The organism is Streptomyces sp. AK08-02, assembly GCF_033795085.1.
Taxonomy (GTDB): Bacteria; Actinomycetota; Actinomycetes; order Streptomycetales; family Streptomycetaceae; genus Streptomyces; species Streptomyces echiniscabiei.
This window is the reverse complement of record NZ_JARAZV010000001.1, coordinates 392,793-414,085: the sequence shown is the minus strand read 5'-3', so window position 1 is coordinate 414,085 and position 21,293 is coordinate 392,793. Positions and strand designations below refer to the sequence as shown.

The window sequence follows — 21,293 nt, the reverse complement described above, 5'->3', positions numbered from 1 at the left end:
ACGAAGAACAGCGCGAGCAACGCCGCGAGGAACGACGAACACGGAGAGATCGACGACCATGCGTGACACGACCAAGCTGGTGTGCCTGCCGTACGCAGGAGCCGGCGCCTCGTTCTACCGGCCCTGGACCGCCCTGGCAGGCGCCGAGTTGGAAATCGTGGCGCTGCAACTCCCGGGCCGGGAAAGGCTGATCGACGAGGAGCCGTACCGAGACGTCCACCGGGCCGTCGACGGGCTCCTCGGCCAACTGCGGGAGCGCCTCGGCGACGAGGGCGGCCGGGTAGCCCTCTTCGGGCACAGCCTCGGCGCCGTGCTCGCGTACGAACTCGGCCACCGGCTGGCCGCCGAGCCCGGCGTCGAGCCGGTCCACCTGTTCGTCAGCGGGTCTCCTGCGCCCGGCCGGGGCCGTGCGGGGAGGGCCACCGGGCTGTCCGACGACGAATTCCTCGCCCGCGTCGGCGAGTTCGCGGGCTACCGCCACCCCGCCTTCGACGACCCGGAGATGCGCGAGCTGCTGCTCCCCGCTCTGCGCGCGGACGTGGAGATGCACGAGAACCACACCCCGTCGACCGAACTCCCCCTGGATCTGCCCCTCACGGTCGTCCGGGGCCGGGACGACGAGCTGGTCGGCCACGACGACGCCGTGTCCTGGAGCAAGACGACCGCCCGAGACTTCACGTATGTCGAGCTCCCCGGCGGCCACATGTACCTGACGGAGGCCGCGCCCGCCCTCGTCCATGTCATCGCGTCGAAGCTCGCCTCGTAGTTCGCCTCGAAGCCTGCTCCCTGAAGGAGTTCCTGATGCGTCTGCACGGAAAGTCGGTTCTCGTCACCGGTGCCGCCCGTGGGCTCGGCAGGGCCACCGCGGTCGCCTGTGCCGCCGAGGGCGCCGACCTCACGCTGCTCGACATCTGCGCCGACCTGTCCGGCGTGCCCTACCCGCTGGGCACGCCGAGCCAGTTGGAGCACACCGCCGACCTGTGCCGCGAGGTGGGCGCCGCCGTCCTCACCGCGGCGGCCGACATCCGCGACCTGCTCGCCGTACGGGAGGCCGTGGCGCGGGCCGAGGACCGGTTCGGCCGCATCGACGTCGCCGTCAACAACGCGGGCATCGCCGCGCCCTCCGGCAGACCGGTGCACGAGATCGACGAGGACGAGTGGTCCCTGATGATCGACGTGGACCTCTCCGGAGCCTGGCGGGTGATCCGCGAGGTCGGCAGGGCGATGAGCGCCCGGCGCGCCGGCAGCATCGTGAACGTCGCCTCCACGGCCGGACTCGTCGGCTACCGGCACTTCGCCGGCTACGTCGCCGCCAAACACGCCGTCGTCGGCCTCACCAAGGCCGCCGCCCTCGACTACGCGCCGACCAAGGTACGCGTGAACGCCGTCTGCCCGGGATCGGTGCGCGACGACGCGCAGGCCGAGGGCCGGATGCTCGCCGAGATCGCCAGGGCACTCGAAGTGCCGGTCCACGAGCACGAGAAGACCTTCGTCGAGGCGCAGCCCATGAACGCGCTGATCGAACCCGAGGACGTCGCCGCCGCGATCGTCTTCCTCGCCTCCGACGAGTCCCGACAGATCACCGGCACGGTCCTGACCGTGGACGGCGGCTTCAGCATCCGCTGACTCCGACTCCGACTCCCTCGAGCATCAAGGAGTAGTACGGCCCGTGAACGCCTCACCGCCCGATCCCACCCGCTGCCACGCGATCCGCGTCCGGTCCGCCCGCTTCCCGGAGTCCGTCGGCGATCGGGAACTGTGGATCGAGGACGTGCCCGTTCCGGCCACGGACCCCCTCGCCGAGCGCCGCCGGGCCATCGAACTCGCCCGTCCGGCAGATGACATACGCAGGGTCCTGCTCCGTTACGCCGACGGCGTGTCCGACCTGATTGTGGTGAGCCGACGCGGCGGCCACGACCGTACGCCCGTTGACCGGCCGCCGACCGCGTCCCCTCCCTCCTGGGGCCTGGGCGACGACGGTCCCGCCGCCGGCTTCTCCGTCGCCCTGACCCAGGAAGGGCAGGGCAGGGAGGAAGGACGGGAAGGTGACGAGGCGAGCTGGCTCACCGCGTTGGCCGTCACCCTGCGCCGCTACGACCCCGATGTCCCGCCGGTCATCGGCACGGATCACGGCGGCCTCACCGTCGAACAGGCCGCCACGCTCGGCGAGTCGAAGCCCTCCCCCGCGACGGGCCCCGCCCTCACGGGCCTGCTCTTCGCCACGCGGGACACGGGCGAGTGGGAGGGAGAAAGGGACACGGAAGGGCAAGGGGAAGGGGAAGCGACGGGCAGGGCCGAGGCCCAGTACGTGCCGTGCCTCGCGCCGCCCTTCGCGCTCACGGTCTCCGTCTTCCGGGACTCGGGCGGCCCGCGGCTGCGCTGCGACTATCTGGGCAGCCACTTCTCGGCGGAGATCGCCGCACAGTTCGTACGGCACCTCGTGCACGTACACGGGCAGGTCCTGAACCTTCCGCACACACCGCCGGACGATGTCGAACTGCTCGACGAGGCGGAGCGCCTCCGCATTGCGGCACTCGGCCGCCCGTCCCGCCCGCCGGCCACCGCGACAACCCCCGCGAGCGTGCCCGCCGGACTCGACAGGATCGTGGCGGCGTCGCCGGACCGCGTCGCGCTGACCGACGGCCCCAGCGTCCTGACATACCGCGAACTCGGCGCGCGGGCCGACCTGTTGGCAGCAGGGCTGCGGGCGCGCGGGGTGGTCGGCGGCGACCGGGTGGGCGTATGTCTGGAGCGTTCCGCCGAACTCGTCGTCGTTCTCCTCGCCGTGCTGAAGGCCGGCGCGACCTATGTCCCCCTGGACCCCGCCTACCCGGCGGACCGGCTCGCTTACACGGCACGGGACGCGGAGTTGGGCGTGGTGATCACCCGGCTCCCGGAGTTCCCGGCGGAGGCGGACCGTGTACGGGTGACGCCGGACGAACTGGCGGACGACCGGCCCCCGGAGCGGAACGCGGACCTTCCGTCCCCTTCGCCCGACGACGCCGCCTACGTCATCCACACGTCCGGCTCGACCGGCCGCCCCAAGGGCGTCGTCGTACCGCACCGCAACGTGGTCGCCCTGGTCGACGCGACCCGCGACGAGTACGGGTTCGGCGAGGCGGATGTGTGGACGTGGTTCCACTCCGCTTCCTTCGATTTCTCGGTGTGGGAGATCTGGGGCTGTCTGCTGACCGGCGGACGGCTGGTCGTGGTGCCGTACTCGGTCTCCCGCGAGCCGGACAGCTTCCGCGATCTCCTCGTCGCCGAGCAGGTCACCGTCCTCAGCCAGACCCCGTCGGCCTTCGCCCAGCTCCTGGACGTCGATCACGGCGACGTGGCGGTGCGGCTCGTCGTATTCGGCGGTGAGCCGCTGGACGCGCGCATGCTGTTGCCCTGGTTCGACCGGCATCCCGAGCGGCGCTGCCGGGTGGTGAACATGTTCGGCATCACGGAGACCACCGTCCACGTCACCGAGCAGACCCTCACCCGGAGACTGGCTCTGACCGGCACCCGTTCCGTCGGACCCGCCCTGCCCGGCTGGCACCTCTACGTGCTCGACCCGGCCGGACGGCTGCTGCCGCCGGGAGTGGCCGGTGAGGTCTGCGTCGGCGGTGCGGGGGTGGCGCTCGGCTACCTGGGCCAGGAGGAGTTGACGCGCCGACGATTCGTTCCGGATCCCTTCACCGACGGGGTGATGTACCGCAGCGGTGACCTCGGGCGGCTTCGCCCCGACGGACGGCTCGAACACCTCGGGCGGATCGACAGCCAGGTGAAGATCCGCGGCTTCCGCGTCGAGCTCGACGAGATCCGCTCCGTTCTGCTGGAGGATCCCGCCGTGCGCACGGCGGCCGTCCTGGTACGCCGTGCGGACCCGGCCGACGCCGCCACCGCCAGGATCGACGCGTACGTGGTCCTGTCGCCGGAGGCCGATCCGGGCGCGGTCAGAGAGCGGGCCGCCGGAATCCTGCCCGAGTACATGCTCCCGGCCACGGTCAGCGCGCTGGACGCACTCCCCCTGACCCCCAACGGCAAGCTGGACGCGGCACGGCTCCCCGCGCCGGCGGCCCACCGGGCACGGGAAGAGCCGAGCGCAGGCCCTGTCGTCTCCTCTCCCGACGACCTCACCGCAACCCTGACGGTCATCTGGAGCGAGGTCCTGGGCGTACCGGTCGGTCCGGACGACGACTTCTTCGAACTGGGCGGCAACTCCCTGTTCGCGGTCCGTATCGGCGCCGCCCTGCGCGCCCGGGGTCTGCCGGCCCCGCGCCTGCGGGAGTTGTACCGCCACCCGACGGTCCGGGCGACGGCCGCGAACCTCGTGGCGTCCGCCGGCCCGTTCCGCCGCTTGACTACCTGACGCTGATCTCCGCGACCTGGAGACGGTGCAGGGGGGTGGCACCCTCGGCCCGGGTCCGCAGCGTCGTACGGCGTCCAGCCGGGCTTGGTGGGTCGTACGCCGGCCGCGTAGGCGGACAGGGCGTACAGCGTGCCGCCGTTCCACGCGTGGTTGTCGGTGCCCTCTGCCTTGGTCCACAGCTCCCACAGTGTGCAGGAGGCGGGGTCGGTGACCTGGGCGGCGTAGCGGTTGCGCATCCGTTCCGCAGCGTCGCGTCCACACTATCCAGCAGGTCGGCGTAGAAGGCGTTGCGGATGCTCGCGAGCAGCACGCCGATCGTGTAGGCACGGCCCCGCATGCCGCGGGCGGCGGCGTACGGACGATAGTCGAGTTCGGCCATCGCGGCGCGCACCCGCTCACGCATCGCCGGGCTCACGCCATAGGCGTTGGTCAGCACCTTCGACACGGCGGAGGTCGACACTCCCGCGCTACGCGCGACGTCGGCGATGGTCGCCCTTTTCGAGCCGCCCGCTGATGGCATGGGATCCCCGCCTCCGCTGTCGTGCGCCACCCACTTCGGCGCCTCCGGAACGTTACTCGCAGATGGCTTGACGGCTCCGCCGGTTGACCTCGGTGTTCCGGGCGATCCCTTTGTGGCACGTTTCACGAAAGGCCCTCCACGACAGACTCGGCGCCGCCTGCTGAGCCGCAACAGCGCCAAGTGCGCGCGGACGTCTGGTTCGCCCGACACCGCCGCCGGCCTCAGGGGTCGTCACAGCGGTGGCCTCGCGCGGTCGTGACGAGGCGTCCGGCGAACGGGAGGTACGTCCGTAGACTCGGCGACAGCCGTTCCCAGGGAGAAGGAATCGGATGGAGCCACCAGTTCGACGCCGCCGCGTCACGATCGTCGATGTCGCACGCCACGCCCAGGTGTCCACCACCGCGGTGTCCAAAGTGCTGCGCAACGCCTACGGAGCCAGCCCCGAAATGCGCGTCAAGGTACGACGCGCCATGGACGAACTCGGCTACCGGCCCCACGCCGGCGCCAGAGGACTGCGCGGCCAGACCTACACCATCGGCGTCATGCTCCCCGACATCCGCAACCCCTTCTTCCCCGATGTCCTCGACGGCATCACCCACCGCCTGCGCGACACCGAATACCAGGTCCTCCTCGGCCCCGGCTGCAACGGCGAAAAAGAAGAAGCACGCGTCACCGAAGCCATGCTCGACCGCGGTATGGACGGCCTCCTCCTCATCGCCCCCGTCTCACCCCGCACCCACCTCGAACACATCGCCTCCCGCGTCCCCACCACCGTCGTCGGCCGCCACGGAACATCCCCCCTCTACGACACCGTCACCAACGACGACATCCACGGCGCCACCCTCACCGTCCACCACCTCACCACCCTCGGCCACCGCCGCATCGCCCACATCGAGCACCACGAAACCGACCCCACCCGCCTCGCCGAAATGCCCAACGCCCAACGCGCCGACGGCTACCGACAAGCCATGCACGCCCACGGACTCACCGAACACATCGACATCATCTCCACCACCTACACCCAACAAGGCGGCTACCAAGGCACCCGCGAACTCCTCACCCGCCCCCACACCCCCACCGCCATCTTCGCCGGCGCCGACATCGTCGCCATGGGCGTCCTCGAAGCACTCAACGAAGCCGGCCTCACCGCCCCCCACGACATCTCCGTCGCCGGCTACGACAACACCACCTACGCCGCCCTCGGCCCCATCTCCCTCACCAGCATCGACCAAGCAGGCCACCAGATCGGCGACAACGCCGCCCGCCTTCTCCTCGAACGCCTCACCAACCCCAACAAACCCACCGAACAGATCACCCTCACCCCCACCCTCGTCCCACGCCGCACCACAGGCCACCCACCGGCATAACCCGTCGCCCCGCACAGTGGGCCCGGACGCGTACGGAAGCTCGGCCGCGCCGGATCAGGCCTCGGCCAGGGGAAGGGTCACCTCGAAGCGGCAGCCGCCGGGTACGTTGCGCACGGCGGCCTGTCCACGGTGTGCCTCGACGATGCCCCGGACGATGGCGAGGCCGAGCCCGGCGCCGGCCGGAGGGGTACGGGCATGCGTGCCGCGCCAGCCGGTGTCGAAGACCCTGGGCAGATCGTCGTCCGGGATGCCCCCGCAGCCGTCGGTGACGGACACGACGACACCGTCCGGGGAACGCTCGGCGGCGACCGCGACCGTACCGTCCGAGGGTGTCCGGCGGATCGCGTTGACCAGCAGATTGCTCAGCACCCGGCTCATCTCCTTGCCGTCCACCTCGACCGGCACCGGCTCGATGCGATCGCCGATCAGCCACACGCCGTGCTCTCGGGCGAGGGCGTCCGCTCCGGCGAGGGCGTCGCCGACCAGGTCGTACATGGAGATGCGCGAAGGCGAGAGGGCGAGCGCCCCGGCGTGGATGCGGGAGAGTTCGAAGAGGTCCCCGACCATGTCGTTGAGACGTTCGACCTCGGTGCGCATCTGGCGGAGGTAGCGCTGGGGGTCGGCGGCGACGCCGTCCTCCAGGGCCTCGGACATGGCGCGCAGTCCCGCGAGTGGGGTGCGCAGGTCGTGCGAGATCCACGCGACCAGCTCACGCCTCGATGTCTCCAGCGCCCGCTCACGGTCGCGGGACGTGGCGAGCTTCGCACTGGTGCTGGCCAACTCCCGGCTCAGCGCGGCGAGTTCGGCGTTCGCCGAGCCATGGGGAGCCGCGAAGTGGCCGCCGTCGCCGAAGGAACGGGCAGCGGCGGTGAGTGCCCTGCTGCCGGCGACGACCCACCGGCCGAGCAGCAGGGCGGTGGCCAGGGAGACGACCGCCGCCATCGCGACGACCATGGTGACGACGGTCAGGTCGTGCGTGGACAGGAACATGGCCCTCGCCACGGACAGTGTGCCCGCGAGCATGGCCGTCACGGCCACGGCCGCGACCACGGCGAGGGACATGGTCAGCGAGCGTCGCCTGATCAGCCACAGCACGCCCGCCCCGAGCAGCCCGGCCGCGACAGCGCCGAGAAAGGCGAACAGGGCGATCAGCAGGAAGTCGCGCATGCTCACACCGCCTCCTCGAACGGGGTGGCGTCGAAGCGGTAGCCCACTCCCCACACCGTCTGGATCAGCTGCGGCCTGGCCGGGTCGTCCTCCACCTTGCCCCGCAGCCGACGTACATGGACGGTGACGGTGGACAGGTCACCGAAGTCCCAGCCCCACACCTCACGCATCAGTTCCTCTCGGCTGTAGGCACGCCCGTGGTTGCGCAGGAAAAAGGCGAGCAGGTCGAACTCGCGGAGCGTGAGGCCGAGTTCGACGCCGTTCTTGGTGGCGCGCCGGGCGGCCGGGTCGACGGTGATACCTGCCCCCTGTACCGGGTGCGCCGCTGTGGCGGGCCGGGACCGGCGCAGTACCGACTCGACCCGCAGCACCAGCTCACGAGGGCTGAAGGGCTTCGTGACGTAGTCGTCGGCACCCACTTCGAGGCCCAGGATCCGGTCGCCCTCGTCGCCGCGGGCGGTGAGCATGATGACCGGCACGGGCCCGCGGGCCCGGATACGGCGGCACACCTCCAGGCCGTCCATGCCGGGCAGCATCAGGTCGAGCACCACCAGGTCCGGCCGGTGGGCGGCGGCCCGCACGAGCGCCGACGGCCCGTCCCCGGCCCGGTCCACGTCGTACCCGGCACGGTCGAGATAGCCGGAGACGACCTCGGCGACCGTCGGATCGTCGTCCACGACGAGCACACGCATCGCGCCTCCACGTCCACGTGGGGCAAGCTCGGAACCTGCGGATTCGTGCGACTGCTGCATGCCTCCAGTTTCCCACCGGCCCCGCTTCCCGGCGGCGCGGCCGTCCTGACGTCCGCGTTTCGTAAGAACCTGGCTCCGCTGTCCGTGGGGCTCGATCGAGCGGGCATCACCGCCCGTTGTCACCACCCCGTCAGCAGCAGGTGGTTGAGGAGCAGGGCGAGGGTGGCCTGGGCGGCGAGCCAGACGCGGGGGCGGGTCAGGAACGCGCATGCCGGGAGCAGCCAGAGTGCGAACGGCAGCCAGATGCGCTCTGTCTCCGCCTTGCTCATGCCGGAGAGGTCGGCGGCGAGGAGGGCGAGCAGCGCGGCGAACACGAGCACGGCGAGCCGGGATCCGGGGGTGTCGACGCTCGCGCGCGGGAGCCCGCGGAGCACCTCGCGTACCGGCGCCGCGCCGGCTCTCCGCAGGCCCGCGACCGTCGCCGGTCCCACCAGCAGTACCGTGCACGCGAGGTTCGCCCACACCCAGTAGCCGTACGGACGGACCCCGCCGGCCCCCTCGAAATAGCGGGTGACGAGCAGGTGGTAGGCCTCCCACCAGTTGAAGCCGGCGAAAGTGAAGGCGGCCGGGACGACCACGAGTCCGGCGAGGACGTACGGGAGCGGGCGCAGCCGTCGGGAGCCGAGCAGTACGACGCAGGCGGCGATCACGGCGAACAGTGTCAGGCCGTACGAGAGATACGCGGTGAGGCCGAGGAGGAGCCCGGAGGCGAGGCCCGCCGACCGCGGTCGGTGCCCGGTCACCGCGAGGGCGAGGAAGGCGAGGGCCCAGGCGGCGACGGCCGCGAAGTAGCCGTCCGCGGAGGTGCCCATCCACACGGCTGCCGGGGCCAGGGCCAGGAAGGGGGCCGCCCGGCGCGCGAGTTCCTCGCCGCACAGGACGCGCACGGTGACGAGGACCGCCACGGCCGCCGACGCGCCGACGGTGATGCACCAGACGCCCGCCCAGGCCCCGCCGCCGAGCCCGATCCGGTCGAGGAGGACGAAGGTGAGGGTGGCCCCGGGGGGATGTCCGGCGACGTGCGCGGGCCAGGCCCCGGGTGAGTGGATCAGGATGTGGTGAGTGAAGTCCCTCAGTGCGGCGTGGATGTCCTGGAAGCGGTTGACGGGGCCGATGACCTGCAGGTACTCGTACTTGGTCGTCAGTCTCCGGGCGACGCCGCGCTGCCAGCCGTCGACCAGGGCGAGCGAGAACGTCCACGCCGTTGCGGTGCCGTAGACGGTGATCAGCAGGGCGCGCCAGGGCAGTCGGGCGCCGAGGAGCGGCCCGTACGCGACGACGGTGACGGCCACGATGAACGCGGCGGGGGTGCCGGGGCCGAGGTGCGGCTCCCAGTGGCCGTAGAGGGGCGGGAAGCTGACATGAAGGGTGCCGTATCGGTGCTCGACGGCGGTCCCGATCACAGCGGCCGTCGTGACGAGCAGGGCTGCGGTCAGGACCGTGTACAGGTCCCGGAGATGATCGCGGTTCACACCGGTCGGTGGGGCTGAGCCAGGGCGGAGAGCCGTTTTCATCTCTCTGCCACCATCCTGCCCGGCGACGGGTTCCGGTCCTGCCGACTGCTGATCACAGTGGTGGCCCCCCTTCGGCCGCTGCGGTCGCCTCGGCATCCGGGGTTGCGCAGGGCGACGAAGGAGCGGCCGCCGGTCGTCCACTGGCGCTCCGGGTGCCAGCCGGCCCGCGTCGCGAGCCGGAGGAGGGCCGGGGTGCCGAGGCGGGCCCAGGGGAAGGATGGCCCGGCGGACCCGTGAGCGCCGGCGGTGAGACGGACGACCTGGACGGTGACGCGTTCGCCGGTCTCGCTGTCGGGGGCGGTCTCGGTGATCAGGAGGCCGCCAGGGCCGAGGAGTTGGGACATCCGCCGCAGAAGGGCGTCCGGATCGCCACCGATGCCGATGTTGCCGTCGATGAGCAGGACGGTGTCCCAGCGTCCTTCGGCGGGGAGCGGTTCGAAGACGGAGCGGCGCAGAGCCTGACCGCCGAGCCGCACGGTGCGGGTGACGGCGGCTTCGCTGATGTCGACGCCGAGGGCGGGCAGGCCACGGGAGGCGAGTTCGGCGACAAGCCGTCCCGGCCCGCAACCGACATCGAGTACGGCCCCTTCACAGTGGTCCAGAACCCTCATGTCGGCCGCGTCGGCTCCGGCGCACCAGCGTTCCACTTCCAGCGGCAGCAGCCAGCCGTCGGACCGGCGCAGGAAAAGCGGGCCCCTGCCGGTGACCAGGGCCTCGGAGTACGGGTCGGCGGACCAGGGGCGCGGGGTGCCTGGCAGCGTGACAGGCGTGGGACAGTCCGCGCCGATCGTCCTGGGCGAGGTGATCTCGTGTGCGGTGCTCATCGGCCGGCGGTCACCCGGAACCGCCCCAGCTCGGCGGCGAACCGGCTGTGCGGGGCCGACGCGGCGACCGCCTCCGCGTCGCGCGCGGTGTCCACGTCCCGGAGGCACGGCAGGTCGCGCACCCGCAGGCCCGCCATGACGAGCCGCTCACGCTGTACGGCACCTGTCGTGGGTGTCGACATCGGCACGCCCCGCAGCAGTTCGGGGTCGGGGCGGGCGAGACCGAGTGCCCAGAAGCCGCCGTCCTCGGCCGGGCCGACGTACGCGTCGCAGTCGGCGAAGTCCACGGTGAGCAGTGCGGACGTCACCTGCGGGGTGTCCATGCCGATGAGCAGCGCGGGTCCGTCGCAACCGGCGAAGGCGTCGGCCAGGCGCTCGTCCAGACCTCCCGCGCACTGCGGGACGACGTCGAATCCGGGCGGCAACCAGGGGCCCGGAACGCCGTCGAACACCAGTACGCGGCGCCGGGCGGGGGTGGCCGCGACTGTCCGCAGGGTGTCCACGAGCGCGGCCTCGGCGAGCGCCGCCGCTTCCCGGGGTGTGAAGGGCGGAGTGAGCCGGGTCTTGACCCGGCCCGGCCGCGGCTCCTTGGCGATGACGAGGAGTGTGGTCATGGGGCGGTTCACTGGGCGATTCCTCCTGGGAGTACGGCGACCGGGGCGACGACGGCGTCTTCCCTGACCACCGGCGGTTCGGACAGGACCCGGCCCATGTCCCGTACCGCCTGCCAGGTCCCGCGCCAGGTGCCGGTGACCTTGGAGACCCCGGTGCGCGGCAGGTACGGCACGTCGTGCTCGACGACGCGCAAGCCGGAGTCGGCGGCCCGGACGACCATCTGCAGCGGGTAGCCGCTGCGCCGGTCCGTGAGATCGAGGTCGAGCAGCTGTTCGCGTCGGCCCGCCCGGAGCGGGCCGAGGTCGTGCAGGCGCAGCCCGGTGCGACGACGCGTCATCCGGGCCAGCGCGAGGTTGCCCACGCGGGCGTGCGCCGGCCAGACGCCTCGGCCCTGCGGGCGGCGTCGCCCGAGCACGAGATCGGCCTCCCCCTCGCGTACCTCGCGTACGAAGGGTTCGAGCAGGGACGGGTCGAGTGAGGCGTCGCAGTCGCAGAAGCACACGATGTCCGCGGTGGCCGCGGTCAGCCCCGCGTGGCAGGCGGCGCCGAACCCTCGGCGGGTTTCCCGCACGACGGTCGCGCCGAGGGCACGGGCCAACTCCGCCGATCCGTCCGTGGACCCGTTGTCCACCACCAGCGCGCGCCAGGTGGCCGGGATACGGGCGAGCACCCAGGGCAGGGCCTCGGCCTCGTTGAGACAGGGAAGGACGACGTCGACGGGCGCGACGGCCCCGGCGACCGGTACGGCCGCGGACGGCGAAGGGGCAGGGGCAGGGGACTCAGGAGGGGTCATCACGACTTTCGCCTTGGGAGGACACATTGGGGACGCGGACGTCGGGTCAGATCAGTCGGATCGGATCAGCCGGGTCGGACCGGCCAGACCGGTTCGGGTCGGGAGACGCGGCCGGGGAGGCCGAGATTCACTCCCCGCGCAACTTCGCTCTCGCGAACTCCCGCATTCCCTCCTCGAACCCGACCTCGGCCTTCCAGCCCAGCTCGGCTCGCAACCGGGACGAGTCCGCCGTGATGTGGCGGACGTCCCCCAGGCGGTACTCCCCGGTGACCACCGGCTCGGGCCCGCCGTACGCGGAGGCCAGGGCCCGCGCCATCTCCCCCACCGTGTGGGGCTCCCCGCTGCCGGTGTTGTACGCGACCAGCGCCCCGGCTCGGGCCTCCGCCTCCAGCGCCGCCACGTTGGCCGCCGCCACGTCACGCACATGGACGAAGTCACGCCGCTGCCCGCCGTCCTCGAAGACGCGCGGAGCCTCACCCCGGGCGAGCGCGGACCGGAAGAACGACGCGACACCGGCGTACGGGGTGTCGCGCGGCATGCCCGGCCCGTACACGTTGTGGTAGCGCAGCGAAACGGCGGAGCCGCCCGTCGACCGGGCCCACGCCGCCGCCAGATGCTCCTGGGCCAGCTTTGTCGTGGCGTACACGTTGCGGGGGTCGACCGGGGCGTCCTCCTCGACCAGCCCCGGGTTCAGCTGCTCCCCGCACCGCGGGCACCGGGGTTCGAACCGCCCCGCGTCCAGATCCGCCACGGTCCGTGGGCCGGGCCGTACCGCTCCGTGCCGCTCGCAGGCGTAGGCCCCCTCGCCGTACACGACCATCGACCCTGCCAGCACGAGGTGCCGTACCTCGGCGTCCGCCATGGCGGAGAGCAGCACGGCCGTGCCCAGGTCGTTGTGGGACACGTACTCCGACGCGTCCCCGAAGTCCTTCCCGAGGCCCACCATCGCGGCCTGATGACAGACGGCGTCGACGCCGGTCAGCAGGTCGGCGACCGCGTCGGGGTTCCGCACGTCCAGGCCGTCGCGCAGGTCGAACACGACCGCCTGGTGGCCCCGCGCGGTCAGGGCCTCCACGACATGACACCCGATGAACCCGGCTCCGCCGGTGATCAGTACTCGCATGGCCGAAACGCTACGAGCAGACACGTACCGCGCGGCAGCCCCACGCCCGTGCCGTCACAGGTCCGTAAGACCTCGGCGGTCCGCGACAGGCACCCTGGGGCCTGATCGCCACCGCTGGGAAACGATGACCAAACGATGACCAGGCGACTCGGATGCTTCCGTTCGCCTCCGCACACGTGACCCCTGCTCACTGAGCGTCGATACTTTCGGGAGAAGGCTTCCAGAACCGTTTGGCCACCCACCCGCCACACCTGACGGGCCGTCACCGAAGTCGGCATCGACTCGGCATCAGCACCGCCGGCGCCCGCTTCCGACCGTGACGAACCGCCGAGATCAACAATTGAACATCTTCAACCTGACCCGCAAAGAAACAGGCCATAGGCTCATCTATCAATCTCACCAGGAGGTACCCATGAAGATGCTCATCAACGTTCCGGAGACCGTGGTCACGGACGCGCTGCGGGGCATGGCGGCGGCCCACCCCGAGTTGGCCGTCGACGTGGAGAACCGGGTGATCGTACGGCGGGACGCGCCCGTCGCCGGGAAAGTGGCCCTCGTCTCCGGTGGTGGGTCCGGGCACGAGCCGCTGCACGGGGGGTTCGTGGGACCGGGGATGCTGTCGGCGGCCTGCCCGGGTGAGGTGTTCACCTCTCCGGTGCCCGATCAGATGGTGCGGGCCGCGGCTGCCGTGGACAGCGGGGCGGGCGTCCTGTTCGTGGTGAAGAACTACACCGGCGACGTCCTCAATTTCGACATGGCGGCCGAACTCGCCGAGGACGAGGGGATCCAGGTCGCGAAAGTCCTCGTCAACGACGATGTCGCCGTCACCGACAGTCTCTACACGGCCGGGCGGCGCGGTACGGGCGGCACCCTGTTCGTGGAGAAGATCGCCGGTGCGGCGGCGGACGAGGGACGTCCGTTGGAGCAGGTGCGCTCGGTCGCCCAGCAGGTCAACGACCGTTCCCGCAGCTTCGGCGTCGCCCTCGGCGCCTGCACCACCCCGGCCAAGGGCAGCCCCACCTTCGATCTGCCGCCGGGCGAGCTGGAGTTGGGGGTCGGCATCCACGGCGAACCGGGCCGGGAGCGGCGGCCGATGATGACCTCGGGGGAGATCGCCGACTTCTCGGTGGAGGCCGTGCTGGAGGATCTCGACCCGCGCAATCCGGTGCTCGTCCTGGTCAACGGGATGGGTGCGACTCCGCTGCTGGAGCTGTACGGGTTCAACGCCGAGGTGCAGCGGGTGCTGGCCGGGCGTGGGGTCGCCGTGGCCCGCACGCTCGTCGGCAACTACGTCACCTCGCTCGACATGGCCGGCGCCTCCGTGACGCTGTGCGAGATCGACGAGGAACTGCTGCGGCTGTGGGACGCGCCGGTGCGGACGGCGGGTCTGCGCTGGGGCATGTGAGGCCGGGTGAGAGCGCGTGAGCCCGGCCGGACACGTACAGCGGTCAGGGTCCGGCGCCCGGGTGTGACAGCGACCGACGTACCTACCACGCAAGGAGATCCTGTGCTCGACGCCGACTTCTTCCGCCGCTGGTTGACGGCGACGGCCGTGTCCGTCGGCCGCGAGGCGGAGCGGCTCACCGCCCTGGACTCGCCGATCGGCGACGCCGACCACGGCAGCAATCTGCGTCGCGGTTTCGACGCCGTGGCCGCCTCCGTGGAGGAGAAGGCGCCGGACACGCCCGGTGCCGTCCTCGTGCTCGCCGGAAGCCGCCTCATCTCCACGGTCGGCGGCGCTTCCGGTCCCCTGTACGGCACCTTGCTGCGCCGGACGGGCAAGGCGCTGGGAGCTGCGGCCGAGGTGAGCGAGGAGCAGTTCGCGGACGCGCTGCGCGCCGGGGTGGACGCGGTGATGGCGCTCGGCGGTGCGTCGCCCGGCGACAAGACGATGATCGACGCCCTGGTGCCCGCCGTGGACGCCCTGACCGACTCGTTCGCCGCGGCACGCACGGCCGCCGAGGAGGGCGCGCTCTCGACCGTGCCGCTGCAGGCCCGCAAGGGCAGGGCCAGTTACCTCGGCGAGCGCAGCATCGGTCACCAGGACCCGGGTGCCACCTCGGCGGCGCTGCTGGTCGCGGCTCTCGCGGAGACCGCCGGTGAGTGACGCGACCGGCCCGGGCGCCGACGGGGGCGAACTGTTGGTCGGGGTGGTGCTGGTGTCGCACAGCGCGGCGGTGGCCGCCTCGGTGGCGGACCTGGCCCGGGGTCTCGTCCACGGCGGCGCGACCGCGCCCGTCGCAGCCGCGGGCGGCACCGAGACCGGCGAACTCGGCACGAGCGCCGAACTGATCACCGCGGCGGCCCGTTCCGTGGACCGGGGTGCCGGGGTCGCCGTCCTGACGGACCTGGGCAGCGCGGTCCTCACCGTGAAGGCGCTTCTCGCGGAGGGCGACGAACTCCCGGACGGAACCCGCCTGGTGGACGCCCCGTTCGTCGAGGGAGCGGTGGCGGCGGTCGTCACGGCGTCGACGGGGGCAGACCTCGCGGCGGTGGAGGCGGCGGCCGGGGAGGCGTACGCGTACCGCAAGGTGTGAGGGAGCCCGCGGAGATCGCGAGGGCGAGGGAGCGGCGGCGAACGGTTCACCACCGGCCCGCCGCCGCCCCTCCGGCCTTCCCCCCGGGGTTCGGTCGGTTGAGTCGGTTCAGTCACCGGCCACGGTCGCGTCGCTCTCCACGCTGTCCGCACTGCCGTTGCTCTCAGTGCTGTCGGTGCTCTCCGCCTCCTGGCCCACGAACTGCCTCGCCAGCCGCTCCCCCGTCTCCACCGCCGCCGTGTGGTTCTCGATCGGCGACACCCTGGCGTTCTTGAAGACGATGTACGTGACGCCGGAGGCCGCTCCGCCGCGGTGCGGGTCGGGGTTGATGCCCAGGGCCGCCGCGGCGGCGTAGGACGCCTCGCCGATGATGTCCTGCGGGCCGGTGTCGCCGACGACCGTGTACTGCACGCGGTCCTTGTAGATGACGGCGGCGACCGAGCCGCCCCGGATGCCGTGGTCGCGGTAGTTCCAGATGCCGCTGGCCATCGGGACGACGATGAACGGCAGGCGTTCGGGGTCCAGATAACGGCCGTCGGACTGCTGGTAGGCGGTGGTCTCCGCGAAGGACGGGTCGGTGCGCCCGTTGCAGCGGGGTCCGGCCTGGCCGTCGCAGTCGATGTCCATGTCGGCCTTCCAGAAGACGACGTCGTCGGTGCCGCAGACGGGGATGTCCGCGGGGGCCCCGGCGTCGCTGCGGTAGTGGCCGGTGGAGACGGGCGCGCAGTCACGCACCTTGGCCAGCAGGTCGGAGGCCCGGACGCCGCCCTCGTACCGCACCGGCTCGTTCGGGTGGACGGCGGCGGGCAGTGTGGTCGGGGCGAGCAGGGCGGCGCCGGCCACGGCGAGCCTCAGCGTCTGGACACGCACGATAGGGGCCTCTCCTGGGGGATCTGACGGACACTCGGTCCAATCTGGTGCCGCTCCGATGACGCGTCCACCGTTAGGGGGCCGTACGGTGCACGCCCCGAACTCCGAACAGCAGCCGGGTACCTGAGTCCGTGTCGGTTCCGGCATCCGTGACCGGGTCGGGTACGGAGCGGTCGCACCCCTCTTGATGCGCACCTCGCACCGGGGCCATATTGGTCCGGACCAATACCGTGCGGGAAGGCGGAGGAGGGAGCGGCCGTGCGACGCGTCGTCCGGTACGTCATGTCCGTCAGCGGGGCGCTGCTGTTCACCGTGTCCTGTGCCTGGAGCGGGGACGGGAGCGGCACGGAGAGCCCGCCCCCATCCGCACCGGCCGGGGTGACGGCCGCCGCGGGCAGCGCGACCAGCGTGCACGTGATGTGGAACCGGTCGCCGGACGGGCCCGAGGTCGCCGCGTACGAGGTGTACCGCGGCGCGACGAAGGTGCGCGAGGTGCCCGGCACGGAGCGCATGGTGGACGTCGTCGGCCTGACCCCGTCCACCGCGTACGTCTTCACCGTGCGGGCGCGCGACAGCGACGGCCGCTCCGGACCGCGCAGCGAGGCCATCCGCGCGACGACCCCCGCCGCGTCCGTCGCGGACACCACGGCCCCGACCCGCCCCGGCCGCACACGGGGCCGGCCCGTCGGCAGCCGGTCGGTCCAGTTGTCCTGGGAGGCGTCCGCGGACGAGCGGGGTGTGGTCTCGTACGACGTCTACCAGGGCACGTCGAGAGTCCACACCGTGGCCGGGGACCGGACGACGGCAGTGGTCACCGGGCTGCGTCCGGGCACCCGGTACACCTTCGGCGTCCGCGCCCGGGACGCCTCCGACAACGTGTCACCCGCCGGTGCTCCCGTACGGGTCACCACCGCGCCCGGCACCGATGACGGCCGCGCCACCGCCCCCGCCGGCTTCCGTGCGGTGACCCGCCGTACGGACGGGGCGTACTACCTCGACCTGTCCTGGATACCGCCGCGTGCGGACGGCATGATCACGGAATACGAGATCCAGCTCGACGGACGTCCGGCCACCTCCCTCGTGTGGGGCGGGCCCGCTCCGCGCGGACGGGCGTCGTACGGCTTCTACGTGGGCCGGGACGCGGGGGTCGCGTACCGGGTGCGGATCAGGGCTCGGCTGCCGGACGGGACCTGGGGCGGGTTCTCGGCGGAGCGGACGGCGGTGACGGCGCCGCAGTAGTCCGACGACGCCGGGCTGGTTCCGGATCGCCCTGACAGCCCATCGGCGGTCCGCCGTACGAACGAATCCGTCACCTGCCCGGTGGCCGTCCGGGTGCGGGCCGGGGCGAGGGCACGTTGGCTGGCCCCGAAGCAGCACGGGCGATCCCCGACCTTCGGCGGCGCATGGGACGTACCGCCAACCGTGCCGCCGAAGGGCAGTCCACATGCGAACCGTTCCTCTCCTCCTCCGATCCGGTCCGACCATGGCCGCCGCCGTGCTCACGCTCGCCCTGACCGCCCAGACGGCTTCGGCGGCCGGGATCTCCGTGAGCACCAGCGGATCCACGGTCTCGGTGACCACCACCGCGTGCCCCACGAGCAGCGGCAGCGGCTACGGCAGCGCCTCGCTCCTCAACAGCGGCCAGCGGTCCTTCACCGAAGGGCGTGTGGTCACGCTCTCGGGGACGACCACCAGCCAGTCCGCCGTCTGGTCCGACGTCGGCGCCGGCACCTACACCGTCATCGTGCGCTGCTCGAACGGTGCCACGGCCGGTTCCCAGGCCGTCATCGTCAGCACCGCCTCGACGCCCACCATCTCCGCCACGGCCTCCCCCACCCGGGGCGTCATGGGCGGTCTCGGCGGCGCCGCGAAGGACTACGGCACCCTCACCTTCGCGGCGGGCGGCGCCCTGATCGCGTGCGGTGCGGCGGCGACGGCCTGGGCACTGCGCCGGCGTTCCAAGCCCTACCGGCTCTGACCGAGGCCACCCACGGCTGCCGGCCGTCCGTGCGAGCACGCTCGCAGGGACGGCCGGCCGTTTTCTCGCGCCAGCGCCCGAGGGCGTGTCTAGGGCCGGACCCCGACCACCACGTGCGCGTACAGCTCGTCGGACTCCGCCAGGCGCGTGACCAGGCCGCCTGCCTCGAACGCCGCGACCGCCGACGGTGCCTGGTGTTCGCTCGTCTCGACCAGGAGGCAGCCGCCCGGTGCCAGCCACTCGGATGCCCCGGCCGCGACCCGGCGCAGCACGTCGAGGCCGTCTCCGCCGCCGTCCAGGGCGACGAGGGGTTCGTGGTCGCGCGCTTCCGGCGGCAGCAGTCCGACCTCCTCGGTGGGGACGTAGGGCACGTTGGCGGCGAGGATGCCGACCCGGCCGCGCAGGTCGGCGGGCAGGGCGTCGAACAGGTCGCCCTCGTGGGCGTGGCCGCCGTACGCGGCGATATTTCGGTCGGCGCAGCGCACTGCCACGGGGTCGATGTCTGCGGCGTGCAGTTCGACTCCGGTCAGTACGGCGGCCAGGGCGGCGCCGACCGCGCCGGAGCCGCAGCACAGGTCCACGACGACGGACGCGTCCGGAGCCTGGGCGAGGGCTTCGGCGACCAGGAACTCGGTGCGTCTGCGGGGTACGAAGACGCCGGACTCGACGGCGATGCGCAGGCCGCCGAACTCGGCCCAGCCGAGGACGTGTTCGAGGGGTAGGCCCGACGCGCGGCGGGCGACCATGGCGGCCGTCTCCTCGGGGTCCCGGGCGGTGGCGAGTATCAGCTGTGCCTCGTCCTCGGCGAAGACACAGCCCGCCGCGCGCAGGGCGGCGACGACGGAGGCCGGGGAGGGGATGAGCGAGGAAGAACCGGAGGAACCGGAGAAGCTGGAAGAACTGGAGGGCATGGAGCCGAGAGCCTTTCGGAAGCCGAAGGGCGCTCTCATGGCCGCCTAGCGGAGGCGGCCCGAACTGCCTTGAGGTGAGAGCACCCGAGCTGACACAGCGGTAATGGGTCTCACCTCCCAGGTGATGTCCGGCCGGGGCGATCCACAGCCGTCGGCCACATTACCCGAACAGTTCGGCTCGGGCCCTCTCAACACTCAGGCCGCCCCGTTCACGGCACCGCCAACTCCCGCTCGTCACCAAGGCGTTCGGGCACGCGGGCAGCGATGAACGCGGTGGTGCGGCGCAGCCGGAAACCGAGGGACTCGTAGAGCCGGATGGCATTGGTGTTCCGTGCGGCAGTGTGCAGGAAGGGCGTCTCGCCGCGGTCCCGGATGCCGTGGCCGACGGCGCGGATCAGCCGGGTCGCCAGGCCCTGGCCGCGAACCGCGGGGTCGGTGCATACGGCGCTGATCTCGGTCCAGCCGGGCGGGTGCAGCCGCTCCCCCGCCATGGCGACAAGGGCACCGTCCCGGCGGATGCCCAGATACGTACCCATCTCGACGGTGCGGGGCAGGAAGGGGCCGGGCTGGGTCCGTTCGACGAGGTCGAGCATCTCGGGCACGTCCGCGGGGCCGAGGCGTACCGCCTCCGGATCCGGCGCGACGACGAGGCCGTTGTCCACCAACTGCACGCCCTCGACCTCGAACGTGATCTCCCAGCCCTCCGGGACCTGTCCCACGAAGCCTGCCAGTGGCACCTCGGCGCCGGGGCCCGCGAGCGCGGCGACGTCGGCCCAGTCGTCCGCGTCCGGGTCGTCGGGCAGCGCCAGCCAGGGCGATACGTCGACGGGGTAGCGCCGCACCCGGCCGCGCCTCTCGGCGAAGTGGGCGTGCGGGCCGGTCAGAGCCGCGAGGGCGGGGTTGTCGAGGACGTGTGGCGTACCGCTCATCGGGCGACCTCGATCACGATCTTGCCGCGCGCGTGCCCCTCCTCGACCGTGCGCAGCGCCTCCCCTGCCCGGTCGAGCGGGAACGTACCGGTCACATGCGGGTCCAGGTCGCCGCGTACGACGAGGTCCGCGACCGCTTCCAGGACGGCGGTGTCGCGTGCGCGAATGACCCGGGCCCCGCCCAGCCGCTCCACGACGTCCGCGGGGGCGCCCGCCGTGACCAGCTTCGTGCGGTCGGTCAGCAGGGTCGCGGCCTCGGCGAGCACCTCACCGCCGACCAGGTCGTACACGCCGTCGACGCCCTCCGGGGCCGTCGCCCGCACCCGGGCGGCGAAATCGGGGCCGGAGGGGACGTGCACCGCGCCCAGCGACTCGACGAAATCCTTCTTGCCGTCACTGGCGACCCCGACGACCCGCAGTCCCCGGGTCCGGGCGATCTGGAGGATCGCGGCGCCGACCCCGCCGCCCGCGCCGGTGACCACCAGGGTGGCGCCCTCCGGCAGGGCGAGCTGGTCGACACCGTCGTACGCGGTGGCAGCCGCGACGGGAAGAGCCGCCGCGTCCGTGAAGGACAGTCCGGCGGGCTTGGACGCGGTCACCGTGACGGGCAGCAGGGCGTACTCGGCGTAGCCTCCGGCGACCGGGTTGCCGAAGACCGCGTCGCCGACGGCGAAGCCGGTGACGCCCTCACCGACCTCCTCGACGACCCCGGCGACCTCGTTGCCGAAGACGGCGGGCAGGTCGCGCGCCGCGCCACCCGCTCGGGCGTAGCCGGTGCGCTGCTTCCAGTCGACGGGGTTCACGCCTGCCGCGCGCACCGCCACGAGCAGTTGTCCGGGGCCGGGGCGCGGCCGGTCCACGTCGACGAACGCCTCGGTCTCCGGACCGCCGAACCCTGTGAAGACGTACGCCTTGGGCATCTGCTCCCACTCTCCTTCGCTCACGCCTGACCGGCCGACAGACGGGTCACGATCACCGGAACCCGCACTGATGGGCAAGGTCCGTCGTGGGAGAGCTATTCCCGGCCGGGTGAAGT

Annotated in this window: 21 protein-coding genes; 9 read left to right on the top strand and 12 right to left on the bottom strand. The window is 72.3% G+C overall.

Going from position 1 to position 21,293, the window contains the following annotated elements; all coding sequences use genetic code 11:
- Window positions 1–58: 58 nt before the first annotated feature.
- Genes PV734_RS01850 through PV734_RS01840 form a run of 3 tightly spaced genes read left to right on the top strand, consistent with a single transcriptional unit; the run spans window position 59 to window position 4,357 of the window.
- Window positions 59–766 (top strand): thioesterase II family protein, encoded by a 708-nt coding sequence (locus tag PV734_RS01850; RefSeq protein ID WP_319091705.1) that lies wholly within the window; start codon window positions 59–61, stop codon window positions 764–766.
- A 35-nt stretch (window positions 767–801) separates the two neighbouring features.
- Window positions 802–1,626 (top strand): SDR family oxidoreductase, encoded by an 825-nt coding sequence (locus PV734_RS01845; RefSeq protein ID WP_319288577.1) that lies wholly within the window; start codon window positions 802–804, stop codon window positions 1,624–1,626.
- 43 nt (window positions 1,627–1,669) lie between these two features.
- Window positions 1,670–4,357, top strand: a complete 2,688-nt coding sequence (locus tag PV734_RS01840; RefSeq protein ID WP_415924137.1) for an amino acid adenylation domain-containing protein — start codon at window positions 1,670–1,672, stop codon at window positions 4,355–4,357.
- Here PV734_RS01840 and PV734_RS45755 read toward each other — a convergent pair.
- Window positions 4,350–4,877, bottom strand: a complete 528-nt coding sequence (locus PV734_RS45755) for a LacI family DNA-binding transcriptional regulator (protein ID WP_415924136.1) — start codon at window positions 4,875–4,877, stop codon at window positions 4,350–4,352. The two genes, PV734_RS01840 and PV734_RS45755, sit on opposite strands and share 8 nt — an antisense overlap.
- A gap of 329 nt (window positions 4,878–5,206) precedes the next feature.
- On the opposite strand from PV734_RS45755, the gene PV734_RS01830 reads away from it, so the two are divergent.
- Window positions 5,207–6,244, top strand: a complete 1,038-nt coding sequence (locus PV734_RS01830) for a LacI family DNA-binding transcriptional regulator (RefSeq protein WP_319091702.1) — start codon at window positions 5,207–5,209, stop codon at window positions 6,242–6,244.
- 54 nt (window positions 6,245–6,298) lie between these two features.
- On the opposite strand, the gene PV734_RS01825 is transcribed toward PV734_RS01830, so the two are convergent.
- The 7 genes from PV734_RS01825 to PV734_RS01795 form a co-directional block, all read right to left on the bottom strand.
- Window positions 6,299–7,411 (bottom strand): HAMP domain-containing sensor histidine kinase, encoded by a 1,113-nt coding sequence (locus PV734_RS01825; protein ID WP_319092020.1) that lies wholly within the window; start codon window positions 7,409–7,411, stop codon window positions 6,299–6,301.
- 2 nt (window positions 7,412–7,413) lie between these two features.
- Window positions 7,414–8,103 (bottom strand): response regulator transcription factor, encoded by a 690-nt coding sequence (locus tag PV734_RS01820; protein ID WP_319091701.1) that lies wholly within the window; start codon window positions 8,101–8,103, stop codon window positions 7,414–7,416.
- Window positions 8,104–8,282: 179 nt separating this feature from the next.
- Complete coding sequence (locus tag PV734_RS01815) at window positions 8,283–9,677, bottom strand: hypothetical protein (protein ID WP_319288576.1); 1,395 nt, start codon at window positions 9,675–9,677, stop codon at window positions 8,283–8,285.
- Window positions 9,674–10,501 (bottom strand): class I SAM-dependent methyltransferase, encoded by an 828-nt coding sequence (locus PV734_RS01810; protein WP_319288575.1) that lies wholly within the window; start codon window positions 10,499–10,501, stop codon window positions 9,674–9,676. The genes PV734_RS01815 and PV734_RS01810 overlap by 4 nt, the downstream gene beginning before the upstream one ends.
- A complete protein-coding gene (locus PV734_RS01805) occupies window positions 10,498–11,115 on the bottom strand; it encodes a DUF2064 domain-containing protein (protein WP_319091698.1) in 618 nt (205 codons plus the stop codon). Before PV734_RS01805 ends, PV734_RS01810 begins: the two co-directional genes overlap by 4 nt.
- Before the next feature lie 8 nt (window positions 11,116–11,123).
- Window positions 11,124–11,909, bottom strand: coding sequence for a glycosyltransferase family 2 protein (locus tag PV734_RS01800; RefSeq protein ID WP_319288767.1), 786 nt, complete (start codon window positions 11,907–11,909; stop codon window positions 11,124–11,126).
- Window positions 11,910–12,036: 127 nt separating this feature from the next.
- The gene (locus PV734_RS01795) at window positions 12,037–13,032 is read right to left on the bottom strand and encodes an NAD-dependent epimerase/dehydratase family protein (RefSeq protein WP_319288574.1); all 996 of its coding nucleotides are present in this window, start codon (window positions 13,030–13,032) and stop codon (window positions 12,037–12,039) included.
- Between the two features lie 412 nt (window positions 13,033–13,444).
- Here PV734_RS01795 and dhaK point away from each other — a divergent pair, with 412 nt between their 5' ends.
- The 3 genes from dhaK (at window position 13,445) to PV734_RS01780 (ending at window position 15,569) form a co-directional block, all read left to right on the top strand.
- Window positions 13,445–14,437, top strand: a complete 993-nt coding sequence (gene dhaK, locus PV734_RS01790; RefSeq protein ID WP_319288573.1) for a dihydroxyacetone kinase subunit DhaK — start codon at window positions 13,445–13,447, stop codon at window positions 14,435–14,437.
- Window positions 14,438–14,539: 102 nt separating this feature from the next.
- Window positions 14,540–15,139 (top strand): dihydroxyacetone kinase subunit DhaL, encoded by a 600-nt coding sequence (gene dhaL, locus PV734_RS01785; protein WP_319091694.1) that lies wholly within the window; start codon window positions 14,540–14,542, stop codon window positions 15,137–15,139.
- Window positions 15,132–15,569, top strand: a complete 438-nt coding sequence (locus PV734_RS01780; protein ID WP_319091693.1) for a PTS fructose transporter subunit IIA — start codon at window positions 15,132–15,134, stop codon at window positions 15,567–15,569. Before dhaL ends, PV734_RS01780 begins: the two co-directional genes overlap by 8 nt.
- A 108-nt stretch (window positions 15,570–15,677) precedes the next feature.
- On the opposite strand, the gene PV734_RS01775 is transcribed toward PV734_RS01780, so the two are convergent.
- Window positions 15,678–16,439 (bottom strand): glycoside hydrolase family 75 protein, encoded by a 762-nt coding sequence (locus PV734_RS01775; protein ID WP_319091692.1) that lies wholly within the window; start codon window positions 16,437–16,439, stop codon window positions 15,678–15,680.
- A gap of 258 nt (window positions 16,440–16,697) precedes the next feature.
- Here PV734_RS01775 and PV734_RS01770 point away from each other — a divergent pair, with 258 nt between their 5' ends.
- Window positions 16,698–17,678: a fibronectin type III domain-containing protein gene (locus PV734_RS01770; RefSeq protein ID WP_319288572.1), complete on the top strand. Its 981-nt coding sequence runs from the start codon at window positions 16,698–16,700 to the stop codon at window positions 17,676–17,678.
- 205 nt (window positions 17,679–17,883) lie between these two features.
- The gene (locus tag PV734_RS01765) at window positions 17,884–18,417 is read left to right on the top strand and encodes a hypothetical protein (protein WP_319091690.1); all 534 of its coding nucleotides are present in this window, start codon (window positions 17,884–17,886) and stop codon (window positions 18,415–18,417) included.
- A gap of 89 nt (window positions 18,418–18,506) precedes the next feature.
- On the opposite strand, the gene PV734_RS01760 is transcribed toward PV734_RS01765, so the two are convergent.
- The 3 genes from PV734_RS01760 to PV734_RS01750 all read right to left on the bottom strand — a co-directional run bounded on the left by PV734_RS01760 (window position 18,507) and on the right by PV734_RS01750 (window position 21,177).
- Window positions 18,507–19,328: a putative protein N(5)-glutamine methyltransferase gene (locus PV734_RS01760; protein ID WP_319091689.1), complete on the bottom strand. Its 822-nt coding sequence runs from the start codon at window positions 19,326–19,328 to the stop codon at window positions 18,507–18,509.
- Between the two features lie 209 nt (window positions 19,329–19,537).
- Window positions 19,538–20,257: a GNAT family N-acetyltransferase gene (locus PV734_RS01755; protein WP_319091688.1), complete on the bottom strand. Its 720-nt coding sequence runs from the start codon at window positions 20,255–20,257 to the stop codon at window positions 19,538–19,540.
- Window positions 20,254–21,177, bottom strand: a complete 924-nt coding sequence (locus PV734_RS01750) for an NADP-dependent oxidoreductase (RefSeq protein ID WP_319091687.1) — start codon at window positions 21,175–21,177, stop codon at window positions 20,254–20,256. Before PV734_RS01750 ends, PV734_RS01755 begins: the two co-directional genes overlap by 4 nt.
- Window positions 21,178–21,293: the final 116 nt, after the last annotated feature.

Coding starts and splice junctions, on each gene's coding strand:
- PV734_RS01750 (WP_319091687.1), bottom strand. CDS start 21,177: ATGCCCAAGGCGTACGTCTTCACAGGGTTCGGCGGTCCGGAGACCGAG.
- PV734_RS01810 (WP_319288575.1), bottom strand. CDS start 10,501: ATGAGCACCGCACACGAGATCACCTCGCCCAGGACGATCGGCGCGGAC.
- dhaK (WP_319288573.1), top strand. CDS start 13,445: ATGAAGATGCTCATCAACGTTCCGGAGACCGTGGTCACGGACGCGCTG.
- PV734_RS01845 (WP_319288577.1), top strand. CDS start 802: ATGCGTCTGCACGGAAAGTCGGTTCTCGTCACCGGTGCCGCCCGTGGG.
- PV734_RS01755 (WP_319091688.1), bottom strand. CDS start 20,257: ATGAGCGGTACGCCACACGTCCTCGACAACCCCGCCCTCGCGGCTCTG.
- PV734_RS01820 (WP_319091701.1), bottom strand. CDS start 8,103: ATGCGTGTGCTCGTCGTGGACGACGATCCGACGGTCGCCGAGGTCGTC.
- PV734_RS01815 (WP_319288576.1), bottom strand. CDS start 9,677: ATGAAAACGGCTCTCCGCCCTGGCTCAGCCCCACCGACCGGTGTGAAC.
- PV734_RS01800 (WP_319288767.1), bottom strand. CDS start 11,909: ATGACCCCTCCTGAGTCCCCTGCCCCTGCCCCTTCGCCGTCCGCGGCC.
- PV734_RS01760 (WP_319091689.1), bottom strand. CDS start 19,328: ATGCCCTCCAGTTCTTCCAGCTTCTCCGGTTCCTCCGGTTCTTCCTCG.
- PV734_RS01825 (WP_319092020.1), bottom strand. CDS start 7,411: ATGCGCGACTTCCTGCTGATCGCCCTGTTCGCCTTTCTCGGCGCTGTC.
- PV734_RS01850 (WP_319091705.1), top strand. CDS start 59: ATGCGTGACACGACCAAGCTGGTGTGCCTGCCGTACGCAGGAGCCGGC.
- PV734_RS01830 (WP_319091702.1), top strand. CDS start 5,207: ATGGAGCCACCAGTTCGACGCCGCCGCGTCACGATCGTCGATGTCGCA.
- PV734_RS01805 (WP_319091698.1), bottom strand. CDS start 11,115: ATGACCACACTCCTCGTCATCGCCAAGGAGCCGCGGCCGGGCCGGGTC.
- PV734_RS01765 (WP_319091690.1), top strand. CDS start 17,884: ATGCGAACCGTTCCTCTCCTCCTCCGATCCGGTCCGACCATGGCCGCC.
- PV734_RS01795 (WP_319288574.1), bottom strand. CDS start 13,032: ATGCGAGTACTGATCACCGGCGGAGCCGGGTTCATCGGGTGTCATGTC.
- PV734_RS45755 (WP_415924136.1), bottom strand. CDS start 4,877: ATGCCATCAGCGGGCGGCTCGAAAAGGGCGACCATCGCCGACGTCGCG.